The sequence below is a fragment of the Serratia sp. M24T3 genome (assembly GCF_000257645.1).
GTDB lineage: Bacteria > Pseudomonadota > Gammaproteobacteria > Enterobacterales > Enterobacteriaceae > Rouxiella.
Genome location: NZ_AJHJ01000007.1, coordinates 11987 through 26081, shown reverse-complemented (window position 1 = coordinate 26081; position 14095 = coordinate 11987). Strand labels below are relative to the sequence as shown.

The following is a 14095-nucleotide window of genomic DNA, read 5'->3' as shown; positions in this document are numbered from 1 at the left end:
CCTCTCCGGCGCTGAAACGGCGGCGGAGTCGTTTATTTCAAATTAATGCTCATTTTCTTACACTTTTATTGTTTATTTTCGTTTTGTGACCCAACTCATTCTTGATTGCTGGTTAATAAACGAATAAGGTTTGTTCTATCAGCCTAAGTTATGTGTGGGCATAAAATTTAAAGTTACATGAATCCTTTGTAGGGGAGAAGACGCGTACAAAGCTATGGCAAGGTTAATGAGTGGAGGTATTGAATGGTGTTAACTCGAGATTTTCTGCGTAACGCAGACTGCAAAACAGCATTCGGCAGCATTGATGAGTCAATTTTACTGACTGCAGAGCAGCGCTCGGCCTCGCTTGACTGTACATTGGCGAAAAGACCGGACAAAAGCCCAGTGTGGATTTTCGGCTATGGATCGCTGATGTGGAATCCTATCTTTGACTCCGAAGAATCTTGCCCCGCCACGTTGCACGGTTTTCATCGCGCATTTTGTCTTCGTTTAACCGCAGGGCGAGGTTCCCATGCCCAACCTGGTCGCATGCTGGCGCTGACTGAAGGCGGCATGACTACCGGTCTGGCATTCCGCCTGCCGGAAGAAAAGTTGCGTGAAGACCTTGAGCTGCTGTGGAAACGTGAAATGCTCACTGGCAGCTACTGCCCGACCTGGTGTGAGCTTGAACTGACTGATGGCCGAATCGTCACGGCGCTGGTGTTTATCATGGATCCCAAGCACCCGTTTTTCGAGTCTGATACCCGCTATGAGGTTATTGCCCCGCTAATCGCCAAAGCCAGCGGGCCGCTGGGGACCAATGCGCAATATCTGTTTGCGCTAGAGAAAGAGCTAAAAACTTACGGCATGAGTGATGACTGCATGAGTGAGCTGGTCAATCAGGTAAGAATGTTATTAGGTATTTCAGCAAACACCTCGTCAGATATCCAACTAATTTAAGGTTTAGCCTCCGCAAACAGCGCAATAGCAACCTTCATTGACCCGGAACGCTTTTAGCTTCCGGGTTTTTTATCGACTTTTAAACAGGTAAGGAATGTGTAATCCCGGCTCAGGGACTTGCAATTTTCATCTCATTCAGCATAATCCGAATCGATCTAATAACTATTCTCATTATCATTTCATCCAGGGTTGATTATGCACGAGCAAAATAAGGCGGCGCGAGGCAAAATTTCTCGACGCACGCTGCTATCTCTTTCGATTTCTATTGCCTTAACCTTAAGTAGTGTGCCGGTGCTGGCTGCCAACGTTGATAACACCGCCACCGTGGTTTCCCCAATAGCCAAAACTGTTTCGCCTGCGAAAACTGCGACAAGCAACGCCGGTGATACCATTACAGTCACCGCATCACCTACAGTTTTTAAGTCCGGCGGCGACCAGCTGGTACCTGCCTATCTTGATGGCGGTTTCGCCAACGGCGGCCGTTTGGGGATACTGGGAGAGCAGAGCGCGCAAAACGTGCCGTTCAGTATCGTCAGCTATACCTCAAAACTGATTCAAGACCAGCAAAGCCGGACTCTGGGCGATGTGTTAAACAATGATGCCTCGGTACAAACCGGCTATGGTTACGGCAATTATGCCGAAACTTTCGTGATTCGCGGCTTTCCACTCGACGGCGAAGATATTGCATACGGCGGCCTTTACGGCATCTTGCCTCGGCAGGTAGTGCCTATGGAGCTGGCTGAGCGCGTCGAGCTGCTTAAAGGGTCAAGCGCTTTCTTGAACGGCGTTCCTCCCGGCGGCACTGGCGTAGGTGGCAGTGTCAATATTGAACCGAAACACGCCACCGACGAGCCAATCAATCGCGTGTCGGTTGATTACAATGCCAAGTCGCAGATTGGCGGCGCGCTGGATGTTGGCCGCCGTTTTGGTGATAACAATCAGTTTGGTGTGCGGGTCAACATGGTACACCGCGAAGGCGACACGGCCATCGACAACGAGAAAAAGCGCCTGACCATGGGCACGGTTGGCCTGGACTATCGCAGCGACCGTTTCCACACCTCGTTTGATTTTGGCGTGACCAGGCAAACGATTCACGGTGGACGTCCGGTGGTTTATCTCGGCAGCGCGACCGAGATCCCGGACGCGCCTAAGGCCACCCGTAATTATGGCCAAAAGTGGGCCTACACCGACATGACCAACGAGTTTGGTCTGTTGAAAGCTGAATATGATCTTTCCGATAACTGGACCGTTTACGCCGCTGGTGGAGCAAATCACGATCATGAAGACGGGATCTACAGTTCGCCAACGCTGACTGATAACAGCGGCGATACTAAAATGAGCCGCATGACGGTGCCGTATCGCGCAGACAGCATTGCGGGGCAGGCGGGTATTCGCGGTAAATTTGATACCGGATTTATCACTCATCATGTCAATCTGGGCGTAACCTCGCTGTATCGCAAAACGCGTTCTGCCTACACCTTGAGCGGCACCACGATTAGCAGCAATCTTTATGATCCGATCGCCGTCGACGTGCAGCCAACCACGCTTTACAGCGGCGGCAATATGTCTGATCCGGGCGTTACCAACCGCACGCGCTCGCAGGGGGTGATGCTTTCCGATACCTTGTCCGTACTTGACGGTCGCGGTCAGTTGATAGCCGGATTGCGCCGTCAAAACGTGATGGTGATGAACTACAACTACGACGGTTCCGAAAGTTCGTCGTTCGACCAGACAAAAGTCACTCCTGCAGTTGGATTGGTCATCAAGCCGTGGGAACACATTTCCTTCTACGCTAACCACATAGAAGCGCTACAGGCGGGTGAAACGGCTGGAACGACCTATGGCGGCGTAGCGGTTACCAACGGTGGTCAAGTTTCTGGTATTGAAACCTCCAAACAAAATGAAGTAGGCGTGAAGGCCGACTTTGGCCGTGTTGCCACCTCTCTGGCCTTGTTTGAAATCAAGAAACCTATCGGGATGTACACGCTTGTAGGCGATAGCTATACCTTTGGCAACTACGGCGAAGAGCGTAATCGGGGCATTGAGTGGAACTTCTTCGGTGAGCCGGTGCTGGGCGTTCGCATCAACGGCAGCGCAACGCTGATGAATCCGGATGTCACCAAGACCCAAAGCGGAACCTACAACGGTAATGACGCCGTTGGCGTTCCGCGTTATCAGTGGGTATTGGGCGGCGAGTGGGATTTACCGGGCTTAACCGGCGTCACGGCGACCAGCAAGCTTATCCGCACCGGTTCCCAGTATGCTGATGAAGCAAACACCTTGAAGGTTGATGCCTGGACCCGTTTGGACGTGGGTTTGCGTTATACCATGCCGCTCAAAGACAGCACGCTGACCTGGCGCGCGACCGTGGAAAATGTCACCAACGAGAAATACTGGGCCTCGGCTACCGGCGGGTATCTGACACAGGGCGATCCGCGTGAGTTTAAACTCTCTGCGACCTACGATTTCTAAAACCGTCAAATTTCTGACAGCTTTAATACCCACGCCTTTCTTCCTGTGAAGAAGGGCTTTTTTCATATAATAAAAATGTGGGTTAAATATTAACCGGTTATTTTTTAAATAAAAAACTGTACTTGTTAAATAACGCACTGCTGAATTAATAACTTCATTTTTTATTACGACATGATGAGTGAAAAATAAAAGATAAATCACTCGGCAAAGGTTATTATTGTGCTAACTTTCAATTACATTTTAATTAAATAATAATGAGTGATTTTTCTATATTAGGGAGCGAAAGCGTATTAATTGGCTCTGCCGATTCAACATCAATGGCTGCCGCTAGTTTTAGTTCTATTTCAAATAATATTCTAGACCTCAGCCACAGCACCAAAATGCCTTTATCGCTGTCACCCAGCACGACAGCGGATAATCAATCGGCAATACTGGATAATTGCAACCTAAGGCTCAGACATGAGTTTATGTGTCTGCAGATGAGAAAGCAGGAAGTCACCAACAGGCTAACAGTGCAGCAAAACCAGGTACTGAACCAAATCACTCACCACGCAGATTGCCTCGGGGCAAAGGCCAGAGCTGTCTGCGCCTGGCTAGATTACCTGCCCACCATGATTAGCAATAATATCAAGCTTAAAGACTTTGCCGACTTTTGTGGTGTTAACGAGAGTACATTAAGGAACTATATCTCTCACGAGCAACGGGCACGATTGCCACTGACGGCGTCTCAGCAAGCCCTGGGTCAGCAGGTGGTCAGAGATGCACAGTGCGCAAGAGAACCACACAAGGCAACTCAGGCGTGGATTCAGCATCAAACCACGCTGCAGGGCGTGGGGATCACCCCGTTTCAGTTCTCCCGCCTGGCTGAAGTCCCTCCGCAAACCTTGATTGTGCTCATCAAATGTTTGCAGCCGCAGAAACATTTGCCGCAGTTAACCTTAGGGCCTGGACACAAAGACTTACCGTTTGTGGATAATATGGTCAAAAGCCATAATTGCAGCAAAAATAGCAAAGAAAGCGCACGTGCCTGGTTGGCTAATCAGCATACTTTTGAGGTTAGAGGAATAACCAGGTCACAATTTGCCAGCCGCTGTGGGGTCAGCGCCAAAGTTTTAAGTAAAGCTATAGCCTATATGAAATTCCGTCTTCGCCATCAGATGAACCCAGTTATAAAGCCAGTCCTAAACCCAGTCCTAAACCCAGAGATTCCAATGATTGCGATAAAAAAGGAAATCGATCCGTCAAACAGGGGAATAGTCGAAATTACTCTTGATGAATCGGGAAATGAATCGGAATGCCGTATTATTACCGAGCCTCGTTTGCAGGAAGCCGCCGGGAGTGATAATAGCCTGCCTGTTTATCACCATCCTGAAAATCCTCGACAAAATCCAAGTGTTGAGGTGTTGGGTCTTGATTCTGCTAATGAGGTTAAAAATAGTAAGGTGACGAGCTGGGGCGGCATGAAGACGGTTTTAGAGAAAATGCCTATTAAAAGCCGTATAAAGCTGGAATCAAAAATTGTCAGCGAATTATATCAGCAAATAAAGGATAAATCTCAGAATGACGGGCAGGTTAATTGCTTGATGGAGAATTCTGAACCGCACTCTCTGCCACATCGTGCTAATGAAATTATAATTATGGGGATAGGGGTTTTTAATCTCGGCTCGGAGCCAATTGCTGCCAATACGGTAATAGATTTTTATGATGGCATATTTTTAGAACAAGGGGCTGCGGGGAAAGTAGTGGACAACACTGGTCCAGTGAACACTCTTATTTATAAAGGTGGAAGCAGCCTGGAAAGGTTCAACGCAGACACCTTGGCGGCGGGCAGCATTGCGCACAACATTAACAGTGGCAAGTTAGCCAAAGAGCCACTTCTGGTCGAAAATAATGTTGCAGCGGTGCAGGTGAACTCCAAATTGACGGCTTATGTCACTCTTCGAGAGATCGCGGCGGGAGAGGAGTACTTCGTCGATTACGGCGTTAGATCCAACCCGTTTATGGCGATTAAAAATCACAAAAATTAACAGCGCTAAGCATGGAATAAGATTAAGGCAGAAGTAGCGAAGGTTATTTCCTCAATGAAAATAATTGTGAGCGTTTAAGCCTGTTTTTTTATAAAGTGCAATTATCAAGCAATGTCACTGATAACTTTGTAATAATACTAAAATTATTTATTAATAATCGAAGTGAGATTGTAATTTTGTTACTCGTCGCGGATTATTAATGGGGTTTTTTAAATTAAATTGGAGTTAAATAATAATGAGTGATTTTTCAATACTAACTGGCGAGAATGTATTAATTACCCCTGGTAGTTCAACATCACAGGCTGCTGCGGGTTATAATTTAATTTCAAATAATTTATTAGACGTTAACCATAGCATTAAAATACCCGCTTCACAGCCAACCGCGACGACACCGGATAATCAATCGTCAATACGGGATAGTTGTAGCATAATGCTCAGACATGCGTTTCTCCAGACATCAATATCTGTTGAAAAGAAGAGAGCAGAGGTCATCGGCAGGCTGACAGCGCAGCAAAATAACTTACTGAACTGCATCGTTAACCATACTGAATGCCTGAATATACCCGCCAAAAGCGTCACTGCCTGGATGGATAACCTGCCAGCCATGGACAGCCATGATATTAAGCCCAAAGACTTTTCCGAATTTTGCTATGTTAATTATCGGACATTCCAAAATTATATTAACCAAGAGAAGAAAGCACGATTGCCGCTGACGGTGTTTCAGCAAACTATAGTGGAGCAGGTTATTTTGGATGCGCAGTGTTTTAAAGATCCTGGCAAGGCATCTCGGGCGTGGATTGCAAATCAAACCACGCTGCAGAATGCCGGGATCATCCCGGCTCAGTTCGCTCGCCTTAATGAGGTAACTCCTCACTCGCTGGTGGTAATCGTTAATCGCTTGCAGTCTCGAGAACTGCTGAATACAGGCCTGCCGCGGCTAATAATAGATTTTGGAAACAATGACCAAAAATTTATTAATAACGTAATTAAGAGCTACGATTGCAGGGGTGATACCATCAAAAGCGTGTTTGCCTGGTTGGATAATAAAGATTTTTTTAAAATTAGAGGGATAAGTATGTCACGATTTTCCCGTGGCTGTGGGGTAAAAGAGAATACCTTAGTCAAATCAATAATAAGAATTAAACGTCGTTCAGGAAATCAGCCGCAGCCCGTTATCGATACGGCTCTGCTATTTGTTGCGACAAATAAGTCAATCGAGCCACAGAAAACGGCAATAGCCGGAATCATGCATAATATGCCGGTCAATGATTCGAGAAATCCTTTTTCTGAGCGATCCCCATTACCGAAAAAAGCAGTGATTAATAATAGCCAGCCTATTTATCATCATCCTGATAATCTTCGTAATAGCCTGATTTATGAGGTGCTGGGCCTTGATTCTCATGCACAGGTTAAAGATATCGAAGTGACGGACTGGGGCAGCATGAAGGCCGTTTTCGCCACCATGCCGAAAAAAAATCGCATTAGGTTGGAATTAAAAATTATCACTGAACTGCATCGACAAATAATGGAAGGAACTCAGCAGAGCGAGTGGATGAATAGCTTGATGAAAAATGTCGGTTCACATTCCCTGTCACAAAAAAATGATCAAGAATTAAATTCGAAGATGGGCGTTTTTAACCCCGGCCCCAAGACGGTTGCTGCAAATACGGTACTGGGCTTTTACCCCGATGTTAATAATTGGGGAACCAGCTCGGAAAAATTCAGCACAGACGCCTTTGCCACCGGTAACATCTTGCGCAACATTATCCCTAACAATCTACCTAAAGAGTTTGCGCCGAGCGGAAATAATATTGCTGCCGTGCAGGTAAATAACCGATTGATGGCTTATATCACTACCAGAGCGGTCGAAGCAGGAGAAAGGTATTTTGTCGACTTTCACTAGATACCACTCTTTTATGGCCATCGAGAACCACTGGCATCAAGAGTTGTAAGTAAAGAATAAGGCTAAGGCTTAATTATGAAAATACGTGAATGGTGTGTGATTGGTTATTTTTCACAAATATGGGTAATATTGACTTCAAGTTAGGCGTGGAAGTCTTCCTCCTTTTTAATAATATCAATCAGTATCTAATGGTTTGCCAAGATCCAGTAAACCATTGGAAAAAATACTATGCCTCAATCAACCTATATGTTTAAGCACTATAGCGATAAATTACGCCAGCAGCCTCAAACCACGCAAGAAAGAGAGGAAAGAGATCGCGATTTTGGTGGTTTTTCTAATAATCAGTTTTACAGAGAGACGATAAAAAAGCACTTTTCCAAAAATTACCCTCAATCTCCCAGGGATAGCGATGACCGGTATACTGTGCGGCAGGCCTATAATTTAATTGACGAATCTGATACTCAAATGGAGGACTTGAATATTCGTTTGTCTTTCATGCATGAACTTAAGTTGGCCAAAGCGCTCAAAATTCAAACGGCTAAAGCCATGGTATCTAGCGGAGTAAAATCTGCTGGCGCTTATGCCGGTATGGCATTAGGTGGAGGTGTTGGCACATTGGTTGCCGGACCAGCAGGAACATTGATGGGGGGACTGGCAGGGGCGACGATGGGCGGCTATTTTGGCAAGAAAGTTTATAAAAACGTTGAACGTGAATTGGGAAAGAAAATGGGGTGGAATAAAACTGCCAAGGGGATTTATCCCTCTACCAAAGACATTGGTGCCAGCATTGCTTCTGCCTATCTTGGTGCTGATATAGATGCCAAAGAATTTAAAAATAGTGTTGAAGGTCATGCTAAAAAAGGACTTAATAAATCAATTATTTCTGGTGAGCTAAAAATTATTTTGAAAGTTTTGAAATATCTCCCATTGTCTGATTTATATAAAATTGGATATGAAAGAAACAAAGCCAAAAAGCCCTTATCCATTAATAAGCAGGGCAAGATTGTTGATTTACTTGAACAGCTTGAAGATGTTCTTAATAAAGAGTATGAAAATGTTCAGCTACCAATATCAAGGTTAAGCCCCACAGATGACGGTATTGCCCCATCCATTACCTCCGCCATAAAAGAATTCCAGAACTACAAGATGCCACTGGAAACTAAAATTACACTGGCTGTGATAAAGGATAAATACGAGAGCGCGAAAAAATTTATTGCCAGCAATCGTGTTTTAATAGCTAAATTAAGCCCTGTTGACGAATCGGATTTTTCAACTGGCGCTATAGCTAATCGGGAGTTGATAGCCAAGGACCAGGCCGATAAAGAGGCGAAAGTTAAAGAAGAAATGAAAGCAACAGCACTTAAAGATGGATATGAAGGAGATTCATTGGGAGAAACGTCTTCGAACAGGTGGAATACCCCCTTATAGAGATTACAACTCAAACAATACTTCATCACTAAGACCCCTCTCAATGAGCTTGTCCTTCCTGCTTATACACTGCAAGCCGGTTGAGGATAGGTGGTATATTGACCGTTTTGAGCAAGTTATATCCATTTAAATTATGTTATGCAAAAATTGCATAACCATAGACCTCAAATGACTTTATTGTGTGTTCATAACTACCATACACTCGCGAAATTATTAGCAATTCCGCTATGTTGAAGAGCACAACTAATGAAATTGATCCCTTCAGTTCTTTTTGCCGCTATTGCTGCAACTTTTACCGTACAGGCGGCTACACCGGCCAATACACTGGTCATTGCACAATCTTTGGATGATGCCTCTAGCTTCGACCCGGCGCAGGGTTTTGAGCTGACCACCGTGCAGGCGTTTAATAATATTTATCAGCGTCTGGTTCAGTCTGACCCTAACAACCCCATTGATTTGAAACCAGTGCTGGCCTCCTCATGGCAGGCGGGCAGTGACGGCAAGAGCCTGACTTTTACTCTGAATCCAAAAGCGACCTTCGCCAGCGGCAATCCGCTCACCGCCGACGACATCATTTACTCGCTGTCGCGCGTGGTGAAACTTAATCTCGAACCTTCATTTATCCTGACCCAGCTGGGTTGGAATGCCAAAAATGTGGATGGTTTTCTGACTAAAGTAGATGCCCGGCACGTTAAAATCAGCTGGACCGAGAATGTCAGCCCGAGTTTCGTGTTGAGCCTGCTTTCTGCGCCGGTTTCATCGATTGTTGACTCCAAACTGGTTACGCAGAATGCCAAGGGTGACGATCTCGGACACCAGTGGTTGAGTGACCACTCGGCGGGCAGCGGCCCGTACAAGATCCGCACTTATGTTCCACATCAGGTACTGGTGTTGCAGGCTAATCCAAGTTCGCCTGAAGGCGCGCCAAAGATCCCGACCGTGTTGATTAAAAACGTGCCCGATGCCGCTGCGCGTAGCCTGCTGATTGAGCAGGGCGATGCCGATATCGCACGTAATCTGGGCGCCGACCAAATGGCTAGCCTACAGGGCAAACCGGGCGTTAAACCTCTGGCCGTGCCTTACGCTTCACTGTATTTCCTGTATTTCAACACCAAGGCCTCTCCGGCGCTGGGCAATCCGGCACTGTGGGAAGCGGCTCGTTACCTGTGGGATTATAACGGTATCGCCAAAGACCTGTTGAAAGGCCAGTTCCAGGTGCATCAAGCATTCCTGCCGGACGGTTATTTGGGCGCGTTGAACGACAATCCCTACAAGTTTGACCCGGCCAAGGCAAAAGAAATTCTGGCCAAAGCCGGCCTGAAAAACGTGACTTTCACTATCGCCGTGACCAACCAGCCGCCTTATCTGGATATCGCACAGGCGCTGCAGGCCAACTTCGCGCTGGGCGGTATTACCGTCAAGCTGGAGCCAGGAGTCAGTTCGCAGATTTCCCTGCGCGTGAAGGCCCACAACTATGACGCGACGCTGTCTTCATGGGGACCGGATTATTTCGATCCGAACACCAACGCCGCGGCCTTTGCCTATAATCCGGAAGATGGCAGTAATACGCTGGCATGGCGCGCCAACTGGAGTATTCCAGCGCTGAGCAAGTTAACGCTCGCGGCAACGGCTGAAAATGACAAAGCAAAACGCGTGGCGGACTATCGCCAGTTGCAGCTTGAAGTGCAGAAAAACTCGCCGTTCGTGATTGGCCTACAGGCACGCAGCCTGATCGCCGTACGTGACAACATCAAAGGGTACGTGCAGGGCATCAATCCTGACATGGTGTTCTACAGCAAGGTCACTAAGTAATGATAGACAGTACTCCCCCGGTCGGTTTCTTCCGACAGGGTTGGCGTTGGTCAGGCCGCCTGGTGGGCGGCCTGGTTTCTTTAATGCTGACTCTGTTAGGGCTGCTGGCTTTTACCTTCGCACTTTCTCATCTTGCTCCGGTTGACCCAACGCTTCAAATCGCCGGTGACCACGCCAGCGCAGCGACCTATGCTCAAGTGCGCCAAAGTCTGGGGCTGGACAAGCCAATGCCAGTGCAGTTTTGGCATTATCTGCAACACCTGGCTCACGGTGACATGGGCATGTCGAGCATCACCGGTCAGCCGGTGGCCAGCGACCTGATGCATACTTTCCCGGCCACGATTGAGCTTGCAACCTGCGCGATTATCCTCGGCGCTATATTGGGCATCACGCTAGCGCTGCTGTCGGTATATAAGCCCGGCAGCTGGCAGGATAATCTGGTCAGGCTGGTTTCGCTGCTCGGCTATTCGGTGCCGATTTTCTGGCTTAGCCTGTTGGGGTTGCTGCTGTTTTACGCCGTATTACACTGGGCGGGCGGGCCGGGCAGGCTCGATGATGCCTATCTTTATACTATGGAGCCGCGTACCGGTTTCGTGCTGATTGACACCTGGCTTTCCGGCGATCGTGAGATGTTCTTTAACGCTATCCGTCACATGTGGCTGCCGGTAACGGTGCTGGGTCTGCTTTCGATGGCAGGCATCACCCGCCTGTTGCGTGCTTCGATGCTCGGCGAAATGAACAAAGAGTACGTGATACTGGCCCGTTCCAAAGGGGCTGGGCGCGCTCGCGTGCTGCTTTGCCACGTGTTTCCTAACGTACTGGGCACCCTGATTACCGTGCTGAGCCTGTCATATGCCAGCCTGTTGGAAGGCGCGGTGCTAACCGAAACGGTGTTTGCCTGGCCGGGCGTGGGCCGCTATCTGACCAGCGCACTGTTTGCCTCAGACACCCCGGCTATCCTCGGCTCGACGCTGCTGATAGGCACCTGTTTTGTATTGCTTAATACGTTGGCGGATGCGCTGACCTATTTACTCGATCCGCGGACCCGGTAAGCATTTATGACCCAACTTATACCTGAAAAACCGCCACTGGCGGGTGTGGCCACTGGCAAAAGCCTGCGCCATGTCACCACGCTGTCGGTGGGCACTGTGCTGGCAGTGGTGCTGTTGCTGGCAGCGCTGTTTGCCCCGTGGCTGGCCCCGTTCGACCCTAATCTGCAACACATTGAAATCCGCCTGTTGCCGCCGTCTTCCGTCCACTGGTTAGGCACCGACGGCTTTGGCCGTGACTTGCTGTCGCGAGTGATTTATGGTGCCAGACCGACACTGCTGCTGGTGTCGCTTATCCTGCTGCTGACGATCCCCTTTGGTTTGCTGATTGGCATCAGCGCCGGTTATCTCGGCGGCTGGGTAGAACGTATTCTGATGCGTTTCACCGATATTATCCTGTCGTTACCCAGTCTGGTGATGGCGCTGGCGCTGGTGGCAATCCTCGGGCCGGGGCTGATGAATGGCGCACTGGCGCTGGCGTTTACCAGCTGGCCGTCGTTTGCGCGTCAGGCGCGAGCCGAGACACTGGCTCTGCGTCGCAGCGATTATCTGGCTGCAGCGCGGATGCAGGGCATTGGTGGTTTTCGCCTGATGTTTGGCCATATTTTACCATTATGCCTGCCTAGCGCGGTCGTTCGTGCTGCACTGAGTCTGGGCGGTATTATCCTTTCTTCGGCTGGTTTAGGCTTTCTCGGCATGGGCATTCAACCGCCGACCGCCGAATGGGGGGCGATGGTCGCCGAAGGTAGCAAAGTCATTTTCGACCAATGGTGGGTCGCTGCCGCACCCGGTGGCGCGATTTTGTTTGCCAGTCTGGCGTTTAACCTGATAGGCGATGGCCTGCGCGATAAAATGGATACCCGTCATGGTAACTAATTCTCAGCCCCACGCGGCAAATTTGCACAACGATCGCCTGATTGCTCGTGACTTGACTGTCTACATTCCGGGACCGCAGCCGATTGAGCTGGTTAAATCGATTTCCTTTAGCGTCGGTCAGCAGCGAATCGCGCTGGTTGGCGAATCAGGCTCGGGCAAGTCGATGACTGCTCGTGCGCTGATGGGGCTGCTGCCCAATCCTTGCGTAATGCACGCAAGTCAGTTGACGTTGGGTGAGCAGGATTTAACTCATTTGAAAGAAAGGCAGTGGAACCAGCTGCGTGGCAATCGCATTGCGATGGTAATGCAGGACCCGAAACATGCGCTGAATCCGGCACAGCCGATCGGCAAACAGGTTGAGGAACCGCTGCGCCTGCACGGTAAGTTTAGCGGCAGTGAGCGCAAAGAGCAGCGGCTCGACATGCTTAACGCGGTGGGTTTGCCGCATCCGGCGCAGCTCAGCAAGCTTTATCCGCACCAGCTTTCCGGTGGTATGGGGCAAAGAGTGATGCTGGCGATTGCGCTGATTAATCATCCACAATTTCTGATTGCCGATGAGCCAACCTCAGCGCTGGATTTTGCAGTGCGCGAGCAAGTGTTGAAGTTGATCGAGCGACTGGTTGATGAGCGCAATATGGGCCTGATTCTGATTAGCCATGATTTACAGCAGGTAGCGGAATATACCGAGCAGGTGATGGTGATGTACAAAGGGCAAATTGTCGATAGCCTGCCGTCAAGCCAGCTGGCTCACGCCACGCATCCTTACACTCACACGCTGTGGTCATGCCGCCCGAGCAAAGCCACTCACGGCGAAATGCTGCCAGTATTGGACCGCGCGTTGCTGGCGAAACTTAGTGAAGAGGGGCAGTTATGAGTCAGGAAATTATTGCCCAGCTGCATCAGCTCAGCGTTTCACATCGCCAAGGTTATGACGTTCGCACGGTGGTGCACGACGTGGACCTGACTATTCATCAGGACGAATGTTTTGGTCTGGTTGGCCCATCGGGCTGTGGTAAATCCTCACTGCTGTGGGTGCTGGCGGGATTAAATACGCAGTGGAGCGGTAACATGACTCTGCTGGGGCATCGATTATCGCCGGGGAAACCTTTTACCGGCATCTTGCGCCGTGAAGTGCAGATGGTGTTTCAAGACCCTTATGCGTCGCTGCACCCAAAACACAAACTGCTGCGCACGCTAAGTGAGCCGCTTAAGCTTTTGAAAGAACAGGATATCGAGCAAAAGGTGGCCGACGGTTTTCGTCAGGTTGGTCTCGACCCGGCGCTTATCCATCGTTATCCACATCAGCTTTCCGGCGGACAGCGCCAGCGCGTGGCGATCGTGCGTGCGCTGTTGCTAAAGCCAAAACTGCTGCTGCTCGACGAACCGACCTCGGCGCTGGATATGTCAGTGCAGGCAGAAATCCTCAACTTGCTCAATGAGTTGAAAGAGGCGGGTGAGTTGACGATGATTTTGGTCAGCCACGACGCCGACGTGATTGACCACATGTGTGACCGGCATGTCACTATGGCTAAAGGGTTTGTGCTGGGTTGATGATGAAAAACTCCCTCCAGCATTTGCGGGTAATTCTA

The 14095-nt window shown here is 49.1% G+C and carries 10 protein-coding genes; all 10 read left to right on the top strand.

The features are described 5' to 3' along the window. Positions 1-246: 246 nt before the first annotated feature. The gene (locus tag SPM24T3_RS07950; protein WP_192807939.1) at positions 247-939 is read left to right on the top strand and encodes a gamma-glutamylcyclotransferase; all 693 of its coding nucleotides are present in this window, start codon (positions 247-249) and stop codon (positions 937-939) included. A 195-nt stretch (positions 940-1134) separates the two neighbouring features. Continuing rightward, complete coding sequence (locus SPM24T3_RS07945; RefSeq protein ID WP_009636217.1) at positions 1135-3411, top strand: TonB-dependent siderophore receptor; 2277 nt, start codon at positions 1135-1137, stop codon at positions 3409-3411. Positions 3412-3665: 254 nt separating this feature from the next. After that, a complete protein-coding gene (locus tag SPM24T3_RS07940; protein ID WP_157135275.1) occupies positions 3666-5438 on the top strand; it encodes a hypothetical protein in 1773 nt (590 codons plus the stop codon). Positions 5439-5673: 235 nt separating this feature from the next. Beyond that, complete coding sequence (locus SPM24T3_RS07935; RefSeq protein WP_157135274.1) at positions 5674-7341, top strand: hypothetical protein; 1668 nt, start codon at positions 5674-5676, stop codon at positions 7339-7341. Between the two features lie 228 nt (positions 7342-7569). Further along, on the top strand, positions 7570-8769 hold the full coding sequence (locus tag SPM24T3_RS07930; RefSeq protein WP_009636214.1) for a glycine zipper family protein: 1200 nt from the start codon (positions 7570-7572) through the stop codon (positions 8767-8769). Positions 8770-9015: 246 nt separating this feature from the next. Further along, positions 9016-10581, top strand: a complete 1566-nt coding sequence (locus tag SPM24T3_RS07925; RefSeq protein WP_009636213.1) for an ABC transporter substrate-binding protein — start codon at positions 9016-9018, stop codon at positions 10579-10581. After that, positions 10581-11633 carry an ABC transporter permease gene (locus tag SPM24T3_RS07920; RefSeq protein WP_009636212.1) on the top strand — a complete coding sequence of 351 codons (1053 nt, stop codon included), beginning with the start codon at positions 10581-10583 and terminating at the stop codon, positions 11631-11633. The genes SPM24T3_RS07925 and SPM24T3_RS07920 overlap by 1 nt, the downstream gene beginning before the upstream one ends. Before the next feature lie 6 nt (positions 11634-11639). Next, positions 11640-12506 carry an ABC transporter permease gene (locus SPM24T3_RS07915; protein ID WP_009636211.1) on the top strand — a complete coding sequence of 289 codons (867 nt, stop codon included), beginning with the start codon at positions 11640-11642 and terminating at the stop codon, positions 12504-12506. Continuing rightward, the gene (locus SPM24T3_RS07910) at positions 12496-13380 is read left to right on the top strand and encodes an ABC transporter ATP-binding protein (RefSeq protein WP_009636210.1); all 885 of its coding nucleotides are present in this window, start codon (positions 12496-12498) and stop codon (positions 13378-13380) included. Before SPM24T3_RS07915 ends, SPM24T3_RS07910 begins: the two co-directional genes overlap by 11 nt. Then, entirely contained in the window at positions 13377-14057 is a 681-nt protein-coding gene (locus SPM24T3_RS07905) for an ABC transporter ATP-binding protein (protein WP_009636209.1), read from the top strand. Before SPM24T3_RS07910 ends, SPM24T3_RS07905 begins: the two co-directional genes overlap by 4 nt. Positions 14058-14095: the final 38 nt, after the last annotated feature.